Raw genomic sequence first — 18,183 nt, forward strand, 5'->3', positions numbered from 1 at the left:
AGAGAACCGCGTGGCGCAGCCGCTCAGCGATACAGCGTCCGGGGAGCCATATGTCCAGCGAATACGCCAAACAGCTCGGAGCCAAGCTCCGCGCCATCCGCACCCAGCAGGGCCTCTCCCTCCACGGTGTCGAGGAGAAGTCCCAGGGCCGCTGGAAGGCGGTCGTGGTGGGCTCGTACGAGCGCGGCGACCGGGCCGTGACCGTGCAGCGCCTCGCCGAGCTGGCTGATTTCTACGGAGTTCCGGTGCAGGAGCTGCTGCCGGGAACCACTCCGGGCGGGGCCGCCGAGCCGCCGCCGAAGCTGGTGCTCGACCTCGAGCGCCTGGCCCACGTACCGGCCGAGAAGGCGGGTCCGCTCCAGCGGTACGCCGCGACGATCCAGTCGCAGCGCGGGGACTACAACGGCAAGGTCCTCTCCATCCGCCAGGACGACCTGCGGACCCTGGCCGTCATCTACGACCAGTCGCCGTCCGTGCTCACGGAGCAGCTGATCAGCTGGGGCGTGCTGGACGCGGACGCGCGGCGGGCCGTCTCCCACGAAGAGGTCTGACCCTCTTCCGCGGAGCAGGCTCTCCCACCGCGTGGGGCCACTTCCCGGCCGAGGCCGGGGAGCGCGGCCCCCCACGACGCGAGCCGGCGGTGCCGAGGCGGCCGTGACCCATCCGGATGGACGGGTCCGGCCGGCTTGGCACCGCCGGTTTTGTTGCGTCGCGCCGAGCACCGTGGCGGTGGCAAGGGAAGGCTCCCTCGCCCCCACCGCGGCGGGGAGAGTTACCGAAGCAGCGTCGGCTTCAGTTCCTTCAGCCGGCCCAGCAGGCCGTTGATGAAGCCCGGCGATTCGTCGGTGGAGAACTCCTTGGCGAGCTGGACGGCCTCGTCGATGACCACCGCGTCCGGAACCTCGTCGACCCAGAGCAGTTCGTAGACGCCCAGCCGCAGGATGCCCCGGTCCACGTCGGGCATCCGGTCCAGCGTCCAGCCCACCGCATACGTGGACAGCAGTTCGTCGATGCGTGCGGCGTTCCCCGCGTAGCCCTCGACGAGCGTCATCGTGTACTCGGAGACCGGCGGCTGCCGGGTGTCCGTCCGGGCGAGCCGCAACCAGTCCGCGAGCACGGTGCGCACGTCGGCACCGCGCTGGTCGGCCTCGAAGAGGATCTGGAAGGCGCGCTTGCGGGCCTTGTTGCGTGCAGCCACGGTTAGCTGTTCACCCGACCGAGGTACTCACCGGAGCGCGTGTCGACCTTGATCTTCTCGCCGGTCGTGATGAAGAGCGGAACCTGGATGCTGTAGCCGGTCTCCAGCTCGGCGGGCTTGGAGCCGCCGGTGGAGCGGTCGCCCTGCACGCCCGGCTCCGTGTGCTTGATCTCCAGCTCGACGGCGGCGGGCAGCTCGACGTAGAGCACCTCGCCCTCGTGCTGCGCGACCGTGGCGTCGAAGCCCTCGATGAGGTAGTTGGCCGCGTCGCCGACGGTCTTGCGGTCGACGTGGAGCTGGTCGAATGTCTGCATGTCCATGAAGACGAAGTAGTCGCCGTCCATGTACGAGAACTGCATGTCACGTCGGTCCACGGTGGCCGTCTCGACCTTGGTGCCCGCGTTGAACGTCTTGTCGACGATCTTGCCGGAGAGGACGTTCTTCAGCTTCGTACGGACAAAAGCGGGCCCCTTGCCGGGCTTGACGTGCTGGAACTCGACTACGGACCAGAGCTGGTCGCCGTCGAGCTTGAGCACCATGCCGTTCTTGAGGTCGTTCGTGGATGCCACGGTCGCGGAATCTCCTGAGACTGCTGCGGAGACCAGGGCGGCCACCCGCCTCCGACGGCCCGTGGGCTGAGCCCCCGCGGGGGCTAGAGGGCGAGCAGCTCCTTGGTCGTGATGGTGAGTAGCTCGGGTCCGCCGTCCGCCTGCGGGCGGACGACGAGCGTGTCGTCGATCCGGACACCGCCCCGGCCCGGGAGATGGACCCCCGGCTCGACGGTGACCGGCACACAAGCGTCCAGTTTACCCACGGCCTCGGGGGAGAGCCGAGGGTCCTCACCGATTTCCAGTCCGACCCCGTGACCCGTGGACTCACCCAGCGCCCCGCCGTGCCCCGCCGCCCCCAGCACCTGACGCGCCGCCCGGTCCACCTCCCGGCACTCGGTCCCCGGGCCCAGCGACTCCCGTGCGGCACGCTGAGCGGCGAAGACGGTGTCGTACAGCTCGATCTGCCAGGACTCGGGCGCGGTGCCGATGACGAACGTACGGCCGATCTGGCAGCCGTATCCGCGGTAGCGGGCGCCCAGCCGCACGGAGAGGAAATCTCCCTCCTCCACCCGCCGGTCGGTGGGGCGGTGACCGGCGAGCCCGGAGTTGGGGCCGGTGGCGACGGAGGTGGGCAGGGCGGCACCCTCGGCCCCATGGTCGATCAGCCTGCGCTCCAGCTCCAGCGCCAGATGGCGCTCCGTACGGCCCACCAGAATCGACTCCAGCAGCTCGCCGAGAGCCTGGTCGGTGATCTCGGCGGCGATCCGCAGCGCGGAGATCTCCTCCTCGTCCTTGATGACCCGCTGCTGCTCCACCGCCAGGCCGAGGTCCGTCAGACGCACGGAGGGCGCGACGGCGGCCAGCGCCCGGTGCCGGGCGACGGTCAGATGGTGTTCCTCCACGGCCAGCGCCCGCGCCCCGCCGCGCTCGGCGAGTCCGGCGGCGGCCACGGCGGTGTCGCTCCTGGCCCCGCCCTGCGGTTCGGCGGCGTGCGCCCCGCTCGGTACATCCAGGGTGACCTCGCGCAGATCGTCGGCCGGGTGGGCGCCGTTGGCGGGCCCCTCCCCGGGAGCCGAGACGAGGGTGTCCTGACCGTCCGGGCCGAGCAGCAGCACGCTGCTGGGCGCCGCGCGGCCGGTCAGATACCGGACGTTGGCGGGGCGGGAGATCAGCACCGCGTCGGCAGGACCGTCATGGGCGGTGTTCGCCGCACAGCGGTCGCGCAGCCGGGCACGGCGGGACACATGCACCTCGGACATATGCCGAGAGTACGCAGCACCCGGCCGCTCGGCCGCCCGGACACGGCCGTGCGAGCGAAGCGATGAGGATTGTCAGCTCAGCTGCCGCGCCACGCGCCTCGGAAGAGGTCCCGGTGCCGGTCCGGCCGGCCGTCACTCACCAGCTCACGGGGCTGGCGAGGCTGCGTGCGACCACGTTGTCGAGCATCTGCGCGGTGCTGGCCACATCCTGCCGGGAGTTGTCGATGATCGGCAGCCCGGAGCTGTACCAGCCCGCCATCCGGCCGTGGATGTGCGCCACCTCCTCGTCGGACAGCCGCCTGTTGCCCGAGCGCTCCGCGTTCCGCTCCAGGACGACATCCAGGCCCGGCAGCAGCACCACCGGGATGAGGCCGGGGCCCACGTGCCGCTTCCAGCCGCCGAGCCCGATGACGGGCCAGTCGGGGAAGACCGCGTCGTCCAGGATGCAGGAGATGCCGTTGGCCAGGAAGTTGCGGGCCGCGAAGCCGCAGGTGCGGCGGGCGAGACGGTACTGGGCCTCGGAGTTCTCGTTCCAGCCCGTCTGCGGATCCGCGAAGCCCGAGCGCACCCACTCACGCACGTCGTCGAGGCTGATATGGGCCGTGGGGACGGCACGGTGGTCCGCCCAGTAGCGCGCCACGGTGGTCTTGCCCGCACCCGCCGGACCGATCAGCAGGACGGCGACGGCGGCCCGGGTGGCGTCCAGCTGGGCCGGGGTCGCGCCCGGCGCCGGGACCTGGACCGGGCCGCCCGGCGGCAGCTTCACATGGCCCGTCGACTCCCCGGTGGGCGCACCGCTGCCCGGCTGCGGCGGCGCGCCGGCGGGCGGCACGGGGTTGGCCGGGGGCTGGGCCGGGAGGGGACGCGGGTGCGGGGGCTGCTGCGGCGGCTGGTGCGGGGGCTGCGGCGGCTGGTGCGCCGGAGCGTGCGGGTGGGGCGGGGAGTGGGGATGCGGCGGCTGCGGCGGCGGAAGCTGCGGCTGAGGGCGCGGCGGCGGTGGCTGCGGATGCGGGTGCGACTGCTGCCGCGCCTGTCCCTGTGCCGAGCGGGCGCCGGGGGCCGGCGGGGGTGCGGGCCACTGTGCCCCGAAGCCTCCGTAGGCGCCTTGGGCACCGCTGTGCTGCATCCGGACCCCAACTCCCGTCCCACGTGTGAAGGCGTTGCGACGCAACGCCAGGTGTTGTGCGAATACTGACGGTACCTTCCCCGGCCGTCCCCGTGTGAACGGCCGGATCCGCTCCCGAGTGCCCGACGCGCGCGGCAATCAACGTGGTTCCCTGCCCCGGCGTCCGCCGGGCCAGGGCCGCGCCGGGCACGGGGTGGGTTTCAGGCGGCGATCTCGGCGTGCGCCGCCAGCAGCATCGCGGGGTCGGGGCTCTCCAGGACGGCCGGCTTGGCGAGCCCTTCGAGCACGATGAAGCGCAGTCGGTCGCCGCGCGACTTCTTGTCGACCTTCATCGTCTCCAGCAGCTTGGGCCACTGGTCGCCGCGGTAGGTGACCGGGAGGCCGACCGACTCCAGCACCGCGCGGTGCCGGTCCGCCGTCGCGTCGTCCAGCCGTCCCGCGATCCGCCCCAGCTCGGCGGCGAAGACCATACCGACCGAAACGGCCGCGCCGTGCCGCCAGTTGTAGCGCTCGTTCTTCTCGATGGCATGACCGAGGGTGTGGCCGTAGTTGAGGATCTCCCGGCGGCCGGACTCCTTCAGGTCCTCCGAGACCACCTCGGCCTTCACCCGGATCGAGCGTTCGACCAGCTCGGCGGTGTGCGGGCCCTGGGGGCTGCGGGCGGCCTGCGGGTCAGACTCGATCAGCTCCAGAATGGCGGGGTCGGCGATGAAGCCCGCCTTGATGATCTCCGCGAGGCCGCTGACGTAGTCGTGGACGCCCAGCGAGTCCAGCGCCGCCAGATCGCACAGCACCCCGGCCGGCGGGTGGAAGGCGCCCACCAGGTTCTTGCCCTCGGCGGTGTTGATGCCGGTCTTGCCGCCGACCGCCGCGTCGACCATGCCGAGCACCGTGGTCGGCACCGCGACCCAGCGCACCCCGCGCAGCCAGGTCGCCGCGACGAACCCGGCCACATCGGTGGTGGCCCCTCCCCCGACACCGACGATCACATCGGTGCGGGTGAACCCGGTCTGGCCCAGCGCCTTCCAGCAGTAGGCGGCGACCTCCGCGGTCTTGGACTCCTCCGCGTTGGGCAACTGGATGGCGATGGCCTCGTACCCCTGGCCGGCCAGGTCCTCGCGCAGCGCCTCGCCGGTGGAGGCCAGCGCCTCGGGGTGCAGTACGGCGACCCGCTGCGCGTCGGCGCCGATCAGGCCGGCGAGCTCGCCGAGGAGCTGCCGTCCGACGAGCACGTCGTAGGGTGCCGTACCCGCCGTGCCGCCGACGGCGATGCGGGTTGCGGCGGGTTCCTGGGTGGTCATTGCTGCTTCTCCGGCTGGGTGGACGGTAGCTGAAGGGCGGTGAGGATCTCGTCGGCGACCTCTTCCGGCGAACGGGCCTCGGTGCTGACGACGACGCGGGCGACCTCGGTGTACAGCGGCCTGCGCTCCTCCATCAGCTTGCGCCACTGCTGGCGCGGGTTGATGACGAGCAGCGGGCGCGGGGCGTCCAGACCGACGCGTTTGACGGCCTCCGTCAGCCCCATCTCCAGGAAGACGACCGGGCGTCCGGCCAGCAGCTGTCTGGTCTCGTCCGCCAGTACGGCGCCGCCGCCGAGCGCGAGCACGCCCGTGTGCTCGGCCAGCGCCGTTCGCACGGCCGAGCGCTCCAGTTCGCGGAAGTGCGGCTCGCCCTCGTCCAGGAAGATCTCCGAGATGGGTTTGCCGACCCGCTCGACGATGTCCTGGTCGGTGTCGCGGCAGGTCACACCGAGCCGCTCGGCGAGGATCGCGCCGACGGTCGACTTGCCGACCCCCATCGGGCCGACGAGCACGATGACGGGCCCGGTCACTTGATCTCCAGGTTGTCGAGGAAGCCACGCACATTGCGACGGGTCTCGCCCACGCTGTCCCCGCCGAACTTCTCGGCCACCGCGTCCGCCAGCACCAGCGCGACCATCGCCTCGGCGACGATGCCCGCCGCGGGCACCGCGCACACGTCGGAACGCTGGTGGTGCGCCTTGTCGGCCTCACCGGTGCGGACGTCGACGGTGCCCAGGGCGCGCGGCACGGTCGCGATCGGCTTCATGGCGGCCCGCACCCGCAGCAGTTCACCGGTGGACAGCCCGCCCTCGGTGCCGCCGCTGCGCCCCGAAGCGCGGCGGATGCCGTCCGGGGTCGCCAGGATCTCGTCGTGGGCCTGGGAGCCCGGCACCCGGGCGAGACCGAAGCCGTCGCCCAGCTCCACACCCTTGATGGCCTGGATCCCCATCAGCGCTCCGGCCAGCCGCGAGTCCAGCCGCCGGTCCCAGTGCACATGCGAGCCGAGCCCGACGGGCACACCGTGCGCGACGACCTCGACGACACCGCCGAGGGTGTCGCCGTCCTTGTGCGCCTGGTCGATCTCGGCGACCATCGCCTCGCTCGCCTCGGCATCCAGGCAGCGCACCGGATCGGCGTCCAGCCGCGCCACGTCGCCGGGCTCGGGGACCGAGCCGTACGGAGCCTTCGCCGCCCCCAGTTCCACGACGTGCGAGACGAGTTCGACGCCGGCCGTCTCCCGCAGGTACGAGCGGGCGACGGTGCCGAGCGCGACCCGCGCGGCGGTCTCCCGCGCGGAGGCGCGCTCCAGGATGGGGCGGGCCTCGTCGAAGCCGTACTTCTGCATTCCCGCGAGGTCGGCGTGGCCGGGGCGGGGGCGGGTGAGCGGGGCGTTGCGGGCCAGCTGTTCCAGCTCGGCGGGGTCGACCGGGTCGGCCGCCATCACCTGCTCCCACTTGGGCCACTCGGTGTTGCCCACCATGATCGCGACCGGCGAGCCGAGGGTCTCGCCGTGGCGTACACCGCCGAGGAAGGTGACCTCGTCGCGCTCGAACTTCATCCGGGCGCCGCGGCCGTAGCCGAGACGGCGGCGGGCCAGCTCGTCGGCGACCATCTCGGTGGTCACCGGGACGCCGGAGGGAAGGCCCTCCAGGGTTGCCACGAGTGCGGGGCCGTGCGACTCCCCTGCGGTCAGCCAGCGCAACCTGCTCAACGGTGCTCCTCTCGGCCGCCGTGCGGCCCGTCCCACTTCCTGGGGTTTTCCTGGGTCGATCCTCCCATGCCGGTGGGAGCGCCCTTCCCCCGAGCCGATCCCGTCTCGGCATGTGGGCGGCGCTCCCGGTAGCGGCCGGGGGGAGGCAGTGGCCCGGTCAGCAGGCGCGGGCCCGCAGCTCCGCCTCCCCGGCGGCGCGCATCGCGGCCAGCGGTGCCGGCCGGTGCCCGGTCATGAGCTCGACCTGCAGCACCGCCTGGTGCACCAGCAGATCGAGTCCACCGATGACGGCGCCGTTCCAGGAGTGGGCCAGGGCGGTCGGCCACGGGTCGTAGAGGACGTCGAAGAGGGTGCCGCCCGAGGCGGGCACGGCCTGGGCGAGCCCGTCGGTGGCGCCCGCGGGGGTGGTGGAGATGACCAGCGGCGCCCGCAGCCCCTCGGCGGCCCGCGTCCAGTCGGCCGTCCGAACGGTGATCCCGAGCCGTTCTCCCCAGCCCCGCATCTCCCGGCCCCGCTCCTCGCTCCGTACATAGGCGGTGACCTCGCCCTCGCAGATCCGGGCGAGGGCAGCGAGCGCGGAGGAGGCCGTGGCACCCGCGCCGAGCACGGTGGCGCTCTCGACGGTGTGGATGCCGCGCTCCTCCAGTGCGGCGATCATGCCGGGGATGTCGGTGTTGTCCCCGGTGCGGCGCCCGTCCTCGGTGAAGACCACCGTGTTGACGGCCTCCACGGAGGCGGCCGTCCCGCTGATTTCGTCCAGCAGCGGGATGACGGCACGCTTCAGCGGCATGGTCAGGGAGAGCCCCGCCCACCGCCCGGCCGGCCCCACCCGCTCGCCCAGGCCGGCGAGGAAGCCGGGGAGGCCCTTCTCGTCCACCTCGTAGCGGTCGTAGGTCCAGCCGTCGAGGCCGAGTTGTGCGTAGGCGGCCCGGTGGAGCACCGGGGAGAGGGAGTGGGCGACCGGCGAGCCGAGGACGGCGGCGCGCCGGGCCTCCTGCGAGAGGGTGGATGGCATCAGCCGCCGTTCTCCTTACTTCTTGCGCTGTTCCTTGTTGAATTCTTCGACATTCTTCTGGTGTTCGTGCGCACTGTCGGTGAAGCGGGTGTCGCCGGGCTTGACCGTGACGAAGAACAGCCAGTCACCCTTGGTCGGCTTGAGCGCCGCCTCTATCGCCTGGTGCCCGGGGTTGCCGATCGGGCCGGGCGGCAGCCCCTTGTGCAGATAGGTGTTGTACGGGGACGGGTACTTGGTGTCGGCGACCGAGGTGTTCAGCGTGGAGCGGCCCATCGCGTAATTGATGGTGGAGTCGAAGCCGAGCCGCATGTCCTTGTCGAGCCGGTTGTAGATGACGCGCGAGACCTTGCCGAACTCGTCGTCCTCCTGGGCCTCCGCCTGGATGAGCGAGGCGATGGTGATGATCTGCTCCGGCGTCTTGCCGGTCGCCTTCGCCTTCTGCTCCAGCCCCGTCCTGGCGTACTCGGACTCCGCCCGCTTGACCATCTTCCGCAGCACGTCCTTGGGTTTGCTCTTCTCCCCGATGCTGTACTTGGAGGGGAAGAGGAAACCTTCCGGCTTGCCGTGTGCCCACTCGGGCAGGCCGAGATCGCCGGACTCGGCGGCCTTCTTCGTGGTGCCCTTCGCCACGTCGAGCTTCTTGTCGATCTCCGCGTAGATCTTCGTGGCGCGCCAGCCCTCGGCGACGATGAGGCCGTTCTGGCTGGCCGGGTCGAGCATCATCTCGACCGCGCTGGCGCCGGACATCTTCTTGCGCAGGGTGTAGGTGCCCGCCTGGATGCTCTTGTTGCCGGCCGCCTCCACGAAGGCGCCGGGGCTCTTGACGACGCCCTTCTTCTCCAGGACCTGCCCCATGTCGGCGAGCGAGGCGCCGTCGGGGATGTCGACCATGACCTCACCGGTGCCTTCGCCCGCGTAGTCGGGGGCCGGGCCGAAGTGGGTCTGGTAGAAGTCGTAGCCGAAGTACCCGACGACGCCGACCCCGGCGATCAGAGCGGCCGAGATCACCAGTCCGCAGCCACGCCCGCGCCTGGTCCTGGTGCCGCCCTCGCGGCCTCGTCGGCCGCGGTCGCCGTCCTCGTCGTAGTCGTACTCATCCTCGGCCAGGTCCTCGTCGCGGTCCTGGAAGAAGGCGTGCTCGCCCTGGTCGGGGCCCGGGTCCCAGCCGGTCTCCGGATCGGCCGTGGCGCCGGACGGCTGCCGGGGCCGGGGGACGGGGTGCTGCTGCGGGTGCGGGGCGTGCTGGTCCGGGTAGCCGCCCTGCTGGGCGTAGTAGCCGGGGTGCTCGCCGGTGCTGTACTCGCCCGTGGGGTACTCGCCGGTGCGGTACTCCCCCGTGCCGTACGCGCCGGTTCCGTATTCGCCCGTGTGGTGTTCACCGGTGCTGTACTCACCGCTCGGGTACTCCGTGTAGTGCCCGGGCGCCTGGTACTCCCCCGTGCCGTAGTTCCCGTTCGCATACCCGCCGGTGTGGTACTCCCCGGTCGCGTACTCGCCCGTGCCGTACTCACCGGACGGGTACTCCCCCGTGCCGTACGGGTCCACCTGCTGCCCGGCGTACGACGGGTCGTAGTGCTGCCCGGCACCGGGAGCCGCCTGCTGGGCGCCGTCCCAGCCGCCGTGCCCGTACTGCTGCTGGGCCGCGTACTGCTGGTACTGCTGCTCCGTGAACTGCTCCGCGTACTGCTGCTGGGGGCCGGGGTGGCCGGAATACTCCCCCTGCTGGGGGGCCTGGTTCCAGCCGCCCTGATACTCGGGCTGCCGGCCACCGTCCCACTCCTGATCCCCGTAGAGGGGGTCGTCGGGGTGCCACGGTTGGGAGCCATGTCCCTGGCCATAGTCAGTCATCGATCCCCTTGCGACGCGAGAGCGGCAGCCGGTGACGCACCGGACGCCTGCGCCGGAGTCCCCGCACCGGACGAGTTCCGTACGAGTGCGTCACGCGTGTGCATCGGCGGCTGCCGTGTCGCGCGGAACGTTACCGCACTGCGATCACACAACCACCTCGACGCAGTGTCCCGGAGGGCGGCCCGAGATCCGTTCGGTCTCCAGCGCGCTCTGCAGAATCACCACGGCAGCCGCCTGGTCGATGCGTGAACGTCCCTTTTTGGAACTGACTCCGGAGGCTCGCATGCCCTGTGCCGCGGTGACCGTCGACATGCGTTCGTCGACCAGTCTGACCGGAACCGGTGTGATGTTTTTCGCCAACTCCTGAGCGAAACCGCGCACCTTCGCCGCCGCCGGACCCTCCCCGCCGCTGAGCGAACGGGGCAGCCCCACCACGACCTCCAACGGCTCGTACTCCTCGACCAGCGCCCTCAGCCGACGCTGGGCCGCCGGGACGTCCCGCCCGGGCACCGTCTCCACCGGAGTGGCGAGGAGCCCGTCGATGTCGCTGCCGGCGACCCCGATCCGGGCGTCCCCGACATCGACGGCCAGCCGCCTGCCGCGCCGGAAGGACGCCGGGCCCTCGGCGTCCTTCCGGGGCGCGGCGTCGTCCGGAACCATCAGGCGTTGCCCCCGGCCTCGGCGACCAGGCGCTCGACGGCGGCCACGGCGTCGTCCACGGCCTCGGGGTTCTGGCCGCCGCCCTGGGCGACGTCCGGCTTGCCGCCGCCACCGCCGCCGAGGGTCTTGGCCGCCGTACGCACCAGGTCACCGGCGCGCAGCCCGGCTTCCCTGGCCGCCTCGTTGGTGGCGATGACCGTGAGCGGACGGCCGCCTGTGACGGCGAACAGCGCCACCACGGCCGGACGGCTGCCGAGCCGCTGGCGTACGTCGAGCACCAGGGTGCGCAGATCGTCGGCCGTGGTGCCGTCCGGCACCCGGGCGGCGGCCAGCGCGGTGCCGCGGACGTCCTTGGCGTTCTGGGCGATCCCGGCGGCGGCCTGGAGGACCTTCTCGGCGCGGAACCGCTCGATCTCCTTCTCGGCGTCCTTGAGCCGGGTCAGCATCCCGGAGATGCGCTCGGGAAGCTCCTCGGAGCGCCCCTTGACCAGTTCGGTCAGCTGCGAGACGACGGTGTGCTCGCGGGCCAGGAACTTGTAGGCGTCCACACCGACCAGGGCCTCGACGCGGCGTACGCCGGAGCCGATGGAGGACTCGCCCAGCAGCTTGACCAGCCCGAGCTGCGCCGTGTTGTGCACATGCGTGCCACCGCACAGCTCCTTGGAGAAGTCACCGATGGTCACCACGCGCACGGTCTGGCCGTACTTCTCACCGAACTCGGCCAGGGCGCCCTGCTTCTTGGCGTCGTCGATGCCCATGTACTCGGCGTGCACGTCGAGTTCCCGGGCCAGCACCTCGTTGATCTTCTGCTCGACGTCGGTGAGCACGGTGCCGGGGACGGCGGTGGGCGAGCCGAAGTCGAAGCGGAAGCGGCCGGGGGCGTTCTCCGAGCCGGCCTGGGCAGCCGTCGGACCGAGCGCGTCCCGCAGCGCCTGGTGGGTGAGGTGGGTGGCGCTGTGGGCGCGGGCGATGGAGCGACGGCGGTCGCTGTCGATCTCCGCGTAGGCGGACGAGCCGACGGTGACCTCACCGACCTGGACGGAGCCCTTGTGCACACTGACGCCGGGCACCGGCCGCATCCGGCTGGACGTCGCGCACCTGGATGACGGCGCCGCCCTCCAGCCGGATGCGGCCGGTGTCGGCGAGCTGACCGCCGCCCTCGGCGTAGAACGGGGTGCGGTCGAGGACGACCTCGACCTCGTCGCCCTCCGTGGCGGCGGGCGACGAGACACCGTCGACCAGCAGCCCGACGACGGTGGCCTCACCGGAGGTCTCGCCGTAGCCGGTGAAGGCGGTGGCCCCGGCGGTGTCGGCGATCTCGCGGTAGGCCGACAGATCGGCGTGGCCGGTCTTCTTGGCCTTGGCGTCGGCCTTGGCGCGCTCCCGCTGCTCCTTCATCAGCCGGCGGAAGCCCTGCTCGTCCACCGACAGCCCCTGCTCGGCGGCCATCTCAAGGGTGAGGTCGATGGGGAAGCCCCAGGTGTCGTGCAGCTGGAACGCCTTGTCGCCCGGCAGCACCGTGCTGCCCGACTTCTTGGTCTCGGCCACCGCGGTGTCGAGGATGTTGGTGCCGGCCTTCAGTGTCTTGAGGAAGGCGGCCTCCTCGGCCAGCGCGACGGTCTCGATCCGCTTCCGGTCGGTGATCAGCTCGGGGTACTGCTGACCCATGGTCGTGATGACGACATCGATCAGGTCCTCGGCCACCGGCCCTGTGGCGCCCAGGATGCGCATGTTGCGGATGGCGCGGCGCATGATGCGGCGCAGCACATAGCCGCGGCCCTCGTTGCCGGGCGTGACACCGTCACCGATGAGCATCACGGAGGTGCGGATGTGGTCGCACACCACGCGCAGCGACACATCGCTCTCCTCGGCGGCGCCGTAGGCGACACCGGTCAGCTCGGTGGCCTTGTCGATGACGGCGCGCGAGGTGTCGATCTCGTACATGTTGTGCACGCCCTGCAGCACCATCGCCAGGCGTTCGAGGCCGAGACCGGTGTCGATGTTCTTGCTGGGCAGCTCGCCGAGGATCTCGAAGTCCGTCTTGGTGGAGCCCTCGCCGCGCTCGTACTGCATGAACACCAGGTTCCACAGCTCGACATAGCGCTCGTCGTTGACGGCGGGCCCGCCCTCGGGGCCGAACTCCGGGCCGCGGTCGTAGTTGATCTCCGAGCAGGGTCCGCACGGGCCCGGCACGCCCATGGACCAGTAGTTCTCCTCCATGCCCAGCCGCTGGATGCGCTCGGTGGGCACGCCGACGACGTCCCGCCAGATGCGCTCGGCCTCGTCGTCCTGCTCGTAGACGGTGATCCACAGGCGCTCGGGGTCGAGTCCGTAGCCGCCCTGCTCCTGCGAGGAGGTCAGCAGCTCCCAGGCGAGCTTGGCGGCCCCCTCCTTGAAGTAGTCGCCGAAGGAGAAGTTGCCGCACATCTGGAAGAAGGTGCCGTGCCGGGTGGTCTTGCCGACCTCTTCGATGTCCGGCGTACGGACACACTTCTGCACGCTGGTGGCCCGCGGCCAGGGCGGGGTCGTCTCGCCCAGGAAGTACGGCTTGAAGGGCACCATGCCCGCGTTGACCAGCAGCAGCGTCGGGTCGTCCGCGATCAGCGACGCCGATGGCACGACGTGGTGCCCTCGCTCCTCGAAGAAGCGCAGCCAGCGGCGGCGGATTTCAGCCGACTCCATCAGTGGTCCTCATTCCGGTCGTTCGGGTGGTTGGGGGTGGACCGCTGGTCCTGGGGGTCCAGCGGGTCGGTGCGAAGCGGCGGAGCCTGCCGGCTCCTCCCGGCCTCAGGCTCGGGGAGTACCCCGCCGAGCTGCCGCTTGCGCTGCTGCCGCGGGAGGCGCTTGCCCTGCTGCCGCGAGACGGAGGCGGGCCGTCCGGCCGGGAGTTCCCGGTAGCGGTCGGCCTCCTCGGCCACCGACAGGCCCAGCGCGTCCTTGAGTTCGCTCTCCCGCTGGACCATGCCGGCACGCACGTCGAGCGCGAACTCGCGGAGCCGGTGGCCGCCTTCGACGGCCTTGTCGGCAGCGCGCACCGCCAGCGCGTCGGGCGCGAGGCTGCGGATCTTGCGCTGGACCTTGGTGGTGGCCCAGACACCGGCGGCGGCGCCGGTGGTGAACCAGAAGGCACGGCGGAACATCTGCGCTCAACCCCTTCCACGCTTGCGGCCGCCGCGGCGGGCGGCGGGTACGGTGCGGCTGACGACGACCTTCCGGTCACCGCGCGTCTCCCGCTCGGGCGTGTCCTTGCGGCCCAGGGCCCGCCGGACGCCGTAGCCGAAGGCGGCGACCTTGACGAGCGGGCCGCCGAAGGCGGTCGAGACGGTGGAGGAGAGCGCGGAGGCGTTGGAGGTGACCTCCTGGACGTCCGTCGCGATGGCGTCGACGCGGTCGAGCTGGGTCTGTGCGGACCGGACGGTCGCCGACGCCTCTCCCAGGAGGGGGACTGCCTGCTCCGTCACACCTGTCACCAGCTTGGTCGCCGCCTTGAGCGTCTGGGCGAGCCTCACCAGCACAACGGCGAGGAACGACACCAGGATCGCCCAGAAGACGGCCACGAGGAGGCCGGCCACTTCTCCACCGGACACGCTGCACCGCTTCCCTTGATGGTCATGGGGGTCGGCCGCCGCTCGCCGGGTGGCCGACCGCGGCGGCGTACGAGACACCGACCTTATCGCGCCGGGCCGCCGCCTCCGTACCGCATTACGGGGCCGGGGAGTCCCTTCCGTGCGGAGGCCGGGCAAGCACCCGCCGGACGCGTCCCGTTGCCGGGCGCTCCGGGAACGCCGCAGCCCGCCGTGCCCGTACCGGAGGAAAACCGGCGCCGGGCAGGCGGGCTGGCGGGGCTGGGCCGAAGCGAGCGGTCAGCGGGCGTAGTACTCGACGACCAGCTGCTCGTCACAGATGACCGGGATCTCCTTGCGGTTGGGGTCCCGGTCCAGGCGGAAGGCGAGCGCCTGCAGGTTCACCTGCAGATAGCGCGGGGTCTCGCCCTCGCCCGCGTAGCCACCCTCACGGGCGACCTGGAAGGGGTACTTGTCGCGGCTGCGCTCGCGGACCATCACCACGTCGTCGGGACGGACGCGGAAGGACGGCTTGTCGACCTTGCGGTCGTTGACCGCGATGTGGCCGTGCACCACCATCTGCCGGGCCTGGTAGATCGTACGGGCCAGACCGGAGCGCAGCACGAGGGCGTCCAGCCGCCGCTCCAGCTCGACGACCAGCGCCTCGCCCGTCTTCTCTCCGGTCTTGCGGGCACGCTCGTAGGCGCGCCGCATCTGGCTCTCGCTGATGTCGTACTGCGCGCGCAGGCGCTGCTTCTCCAGCAGACGGACCTTGTAGTCACTGTTCTGCTTGCGGCCCCGGCCGTGCTCCCCGGGCGGGTACGGGCGCTGTTCGAAGTACTTGACGGCCTTCGGGGTCAGCGCGACGCCCAGGGCACGCGACTTCTTGACCTTGGGACGCGACTGGTTCACGTTGAACGGACCTCCGTGTAAGTTAGGTGAGCCTTACCTTAGCCGAGGAGCACGTATGTTTCGACCTGGGATTTCCCCGCCTGGCATCGACGCCGAGGAGGAACAGCCGCGTCCCGTGGAAGACGCCCGGCAGCCGACTGCCGCCGAACGTGTACGAACCCTCGCGCAATCCAGCGTATCCGCCCTGCTGACCATTCCCGGGGCCGAGCCCGACCTGCGGGAACCCGGCGCCGGAGTGCCCGAGGCCCGCACCGTCACCCCCGACGGAGACGTCCTGCTGCTGGTCCCGGCGGACTCGTTGGAGGCACGCGTGAGTGCCCACGCGCAGGACGACGACCTCGCGGCGGTGATGGAGATCACGGATGTGGCGCCCGTCTCCGTACCGCACCGGCTACGGGGCCGGGCCTGGGTCGCCGGCTGGCTCACCCCCGTACGCGGGGAGGACCGCGCCGTCTGCGCCCGGCTGCTCGCCGAGGCCGCCCCCTCGGCCCCCGTGGCCGGAACCTCCCGGCGCATGCTGCGGCTGGAGGTCGGCGAGGCCTACGTCGACGACCTGTGGGGCGAGGAGGCCGTGGAACCCGACGACTTCGCCGCCGCTGCGCCTGATCCGCTCGCCGCACATGAGGCCGAGCTCCTGCAGCACCTGGCCGCCGCGCACCAGGAGCAGGTGCGCGGGCTGTGCGCCTGCCAGGGGTGGGAGCAGGCTGTTCCGCTGGCGCTCGACCGGTTCGGGCTGCGGGTACGGGGCTGGAGCGGTACGGGACCGTGCATGGACGCCCGCTTCGACTTCACGGACCCGGTCGGCACGGTCGCGGAGCTGCGGCATGCGATGCACGCGTTGTTCGCCGCCGGAGCTTAAGGAGGCCCGGCGCATCTTGCGTACCCCGCAACGGGGGCTGCGCTTGCCCACCCTGCTCCCCCAGACTTCGTCCGGGAGCAAGGGGCACCCCCTCATCGGAAGAGACGGAGGTCAGTCCGCCTCGCCGCGCAGGCGGGCCCGCACCCGGTCTGCGACATCGGCGTAGCGCGCCTCCGCACCATGGCGGGTCGGCTCGTAGTAGCGGCGCCCGTGCACCGCGTCCGGCGCGTACTGCTGGGCGGCGATACCGCCCGGCAGATCGTGCGGGTACTGATATCCCTGCCCGTGGCCCAGCTTCTGCGACCCCTTGTAGTGGCTGTCCCGCAGGTGCGGTGGAACCGGCCCGGCCAGCCCCGCCCGCACATCGGCCAGCGCCGCGTCGATCGCCAGATACGCCGCGTTCGACTTGGGCGCGAGCGCCAGCGCGACGGTGGCGTGTCCGAGGGTGATCCGCGCCTCGGGAAAGCCGATCATCGCGACGGCCTGCGCGGCGGCGACTGCGGTCTGCAGCGCGGTCGGGTCCGCCAGCCCGATGTCCTCGCTCGCGGAGATCATCAGCCGCCGCGCGATGAACCGCGGATCCTCACCGGCCTCGATCATCCGGGCGAGGTAGTGCAGTGCGGCGTCCACGTCGGAGCCCCGGATGGACTTGATCAGCGCGCTGGCCACGTCGTAGTGCTGGTCACCGGCGCGGTCGTACTTCACGGCGGCGCGGTCGACGGCCTCCTCGACGGTGGCCAGCGAGATGGCGCCCTCCCCCTTGGCGAGGGCGGCGCCCGCTCCCGCCTCCAGCGCCGTCAGCGCGCGCCGCGCGTCACCACCGGCGATACGCAGCAGATGGTCCTCGGAGTCCTCGGGGAGGGTCACCTCTCCCGCGAGGCCGCGTTCGTCGGCGACGGCGCGGCGCAGCAGGCCGCGGATGTCGTCGTCGGTCAGCGGCTCCAGCGTCAGCAGCAGGGAGCGGGAGAGCAAGGGGGAGATCACCGAGAAATACGGGTTCTCGGTGGTGGCCGCGATCAGCGTGACCCAGCGGTTCTCCACGGCGGGCAGCAGCGAGTCCTGCTGGGCCTTGCTGAAGCGGTGGATCTCGTCGAGGAAGAGGACGGTGTCCTTGCCGTACGCACCCGAGGCGCGGCGGGCGCCGTCGATGACGCTGCGCACCTCCTTGACCCCGGCGGTGATCGCCGACAGTTCCACGAACCGCTTGTCGGTGGCCTGGCTGACGACGTACGCGAGAGTCGTCTTTCCGGTGCCGGGCGGCCCCCACAGCATCACGGAGGACGTTCCGGCAGGGCCGCCGCCGCCCTCCCCCACCAGTCGGCGCAGCGGGGAGCCGGGGCGCAGCAGATGCTGCTGCCCCACGACCTCGTCCAGGGTGCGCGGGCGCATCCGGACGGCGAGAGGGCTGGCGGACGGGTCCTTGGCCTGACGGTCCTCTGCTGCTGCGGTGAAAAGATCGGGCTCCACACCCGAAACCCTAAGTCAGCCCGCTGACAGTCGTGCCGCCCGCCGGGCCGCCCGAGGGCCGGGGGCTCAGCTGGTCCAGAAGTCCCACCAGCGGGTGAGGACCAGAATGCCGATCACTCCGATGTGCAGCACCGGGAGCACCCAGGGGAACTCGTCGGCGAAGCCGCGCACCGCCGCCGGGGCCGGCAGGAAGCCGTTGCGGACGTTGTGGGCGGTCACGTACCAGAACATGATGATCGTCGCGACCCAGGCCAGGCAGCACCACAGGCACAGGTTCCCGATGGTGTAGAGCGACTGGTACTGCAGCCAGGTCACGAAGCCGACGCCGAACAGGCAGCCCGCGTTGAAGGCGAGCCAGTACCAGCGCGGGAAGCCGGTGCGGGTGAGCAGGGTGACACCGACACAGATGACCACGCCGTAGGCCACCAGCCCGATCATGGGGTTGGGGGCGCCGAAGGCCGAAGACTGGTCGCTCTCCATGATGTTGCCGCAGGAGACGACCGGGTTGATGCTGCACGCCGGCTTGAAGTTCTTGTCCTCGAGCAGCTTGAACTTGTCCAGCGTGATGACCCAGGACGCGAGGAGTCCGGCGGCGCCGGTGACGATGAGCATCCAGGCGAAGGCCCGGCTCGCGCCCACGGCACCCCCCTTCGGTGCGTCCGCGCCCACGTGCGCCTCGTCGAGGGGTGCCGTCGTCGTCATAGCCTTTTCGT

16 protein-coding genes and 2 pseudogenes are annotated in these 18,183 nt (G+C 71.5%); 2 read left to right on the forward strand and 16 right to left on the reverse strand.

All coding sequences use genetic code 11. The features are described from left to right. The first annotated feature begins 50 nt into the window (after positions 1–50). Entirely contained in the window at positions 51–551 is a 501-nt protein-coding gene (bldD, locus tag KBY19_RS20140; protein WP_030407913.1) for a transcriptional regulator BldD, read from the forward strand. Between the two features lie 221 nt (positions 552–772). Here bldD and nusB read toward each other — a convergent pair whose 3' ends face one another. From nusB to rpsD, 14 genes and pseudogenes are all read right to left on the reverse strand, one after another. Further along, entirely contained in the window at positions 773–1,198 is a 426-nt protein-coding gene (gene nusB, locus KBY19_RS20145) for a transcription antitermination factor NusB (RefSeq protein WP_099878659.1), read from the reverse strand. 2 nt (positions 1,199–1,200) lie between these two features. Further along, on the reverse strand, positions 1,201–1,767 hold the full coding sequence (efp, locus tag KBY19_RS20150; protein ID WP_099878661.1) for an elongation factor P: 567 nt from the start codon (positions 1,765–1,767) through the stop codon (positions 1,201–1,203). Positions 1,768–1,850: 83 nt separating this feature from the next. Further along, positions 1,851–3,008, reverse strand: coding sequence for an aminopeptidase P family protein (locus KBY19_RS20155; protein ID WP_099878663.1), 1,158 nt, complete (start codon positions 3,006–3,008; stop codon positions 1,851–1,853). A gap of 136 nt (positions 3,009–3,144) precedes the next feature. Then, positions 3,145–4,134: an AAA family ATPase gene (locus KBY19_RS20160; protein ID WP_099878665.1), complete on the reverse strand. Its 990-nt coding sequence runs from the start codon at positions 4,132–4,134 to the stop codon at positions 3,145–3,147. A 200-nt stretch (positions 4,135–4,334) separates the two neighbouring features. Then, on the reverse strand, positions 4,335–5,435 hold the full coding sequence (gene aroB / locus KBY19_RS20165; protein WP_099878667.1) for a 3-dehydroquinate synthase: 1,101 nt from the start codon (positions 5,433–5,435) through the stop codon (positions 4,335–4,337). Next, complete coding sequence (locus KBY19_RS20170) at positions 5,432–5,965, reverse strand: shikimate kinase (protein WP_210956336.1); 534 nt, start codon at positions 5,963–5,965, stop codon at positions 5,432–5,434. Before KBY19_RS20170 ends, aroB begins: the two co-directional genes overlap by 4 nt. Then, the gene (gene aroC, locus KBY19_RS20175) at positions 5,962–7,146 is read right to left on the reverse strand and encodes a chorismate synthase (protein ID WP_099878670.1); all 1,185 of its coding nucleotides are present in this window, start codon (positions 7,144–7,146) and stop codon (positions 5,962–5,964) included. Before aroC ends, KBY19_RS20170 begins: the two co-directional genes overlap by 4 nt. 157 nt (positions 7,147–7,303) lie before the next feature. Then, positions 7,304–8,161: a shikimate dehydrogenase gene (locus tag KBY19_RS20180; protein WP_210966344.1), complete on the reverse strand. Its 858-nt coding sequence runs from the start codon at positions 8,159–8,161 to the stop codon at positions 7,304–7,306. Between the two features lie 15 nt (positions 8,162–8,176). After that, a complete protein-coding gene (mltG, locus tag KBY19_RS20185) occupies positions 8,177–10,009 on the reverse strand; it encodes an endolytic transglycosylase MltG (protein WP_099878674.1) in 1,833 nt (610 codons plus the stop codon). Positions 10,010–10,153: 144 nt separating this feature from the next. Continuing rightward, positions 10,154–10,669: a Holliday junction resolvase RuvX gene (gene ruvX, locus KBY19_RS20190; RefSeq protein WP_210966345.1), complete on the reverse strand. Its 516-nt coding sequence runs from the start codon at positions 10,667–10,669 to the stop codon at positions 10,154–10,156. Next, positions 10,669–13,351 (reverse strand): annotated as a pseudogene (gene alaS / locus KBY19_RS20195) (alanine--tRNA ligase). Before alaS ends, ruvX begins: the two are co-directional and overlap by 1 nt. Before the next feature lie 185 nt (positions 13,352–13,536). Further along, positions 13,537–13,809, reverse strand: a pseudogene (locus tag KBY19_RS36645) (DUF6167 family protein); the annotation flags it as partial. A 6-nt stretch (positions 13,810–13,815) separates the two neighbouring features. After that, positions 13,816–14,241, reverse strand: coding sequence for a DUF948 domain-containing protein (locus KBY19_RS20205; protein ID WP_185019313.1), 426 nt, complete (start codon positions 14,239–14,241; stop codon positions 13,816–13,818). Between the two features lie 291 nt (positions 14,242–14,532). Continuing rightward, positions 14,533–15,144: a 30S ribosomal protein S4 gene (gene rpsD, locus KBY19_RS20210; RefSeq protein ID WP_099878684.1), complete on the reverse strand. Its 612-nt coding sequence runs from the start codon at positions 15,142–15,144 to the stop codon at positions 14,533–14,535. Positions 15,145–15,199: 55 nt separating this feature from the next. On the opposite strand from rpsD, the gene KBY19_RS20215 reads away from it, so the two are divergent. Continuing rightward, a complete protein-coding gene (locus KBY19_RS20215; protein WP_185016314.1) occupies positions 15,200–16,003 on the forward strand; it encodes a DUF2470 domain-containing protein in 804 nt (267 codons plus the stop codon). A 111-nt stretch (positions 16,004–16,114) separates the two neighbouring features. Here KBY19_RS20215 and KBY19_RS20220 read toward each other — a convergent pair whose 3' ends face one another. Next, positions 16,115–17,470, reverse strand: a complete 1,356-nt coding sequence (locus KBY19_RS20220; protein ID WP_099878688.1) for a replication-associated recombination protein A — start codon at positions 17,468–17,470, stop codon at positions 16,115–16,117. 66 nt (positions 17,471–17,536) lie between these two features. Next, the gene (locus KBY19_RS20225; protein WP_099878690.1) at positions 17,537–18,172 is read right to left on the reverse strand and encodes a vitamin K epoxide reductase family protein; all 636 of its coding nucleotides are present in this window, start codon (positions 18,170–18,172) and stop codon (positions 17,537–17,539) included. Positions 18,173–18,183: the final 11 nt, after the last annotated feature.

It is taken from the genome of Streptomyces sp. B15, from assembly GCF_018070605.1.
GTDB lineage: Bacteria > Actinomycetota > Actinomycetes > Streptomycetales > Streptomycetaceae > Streptomyces > Streptomyces smyrnaeus.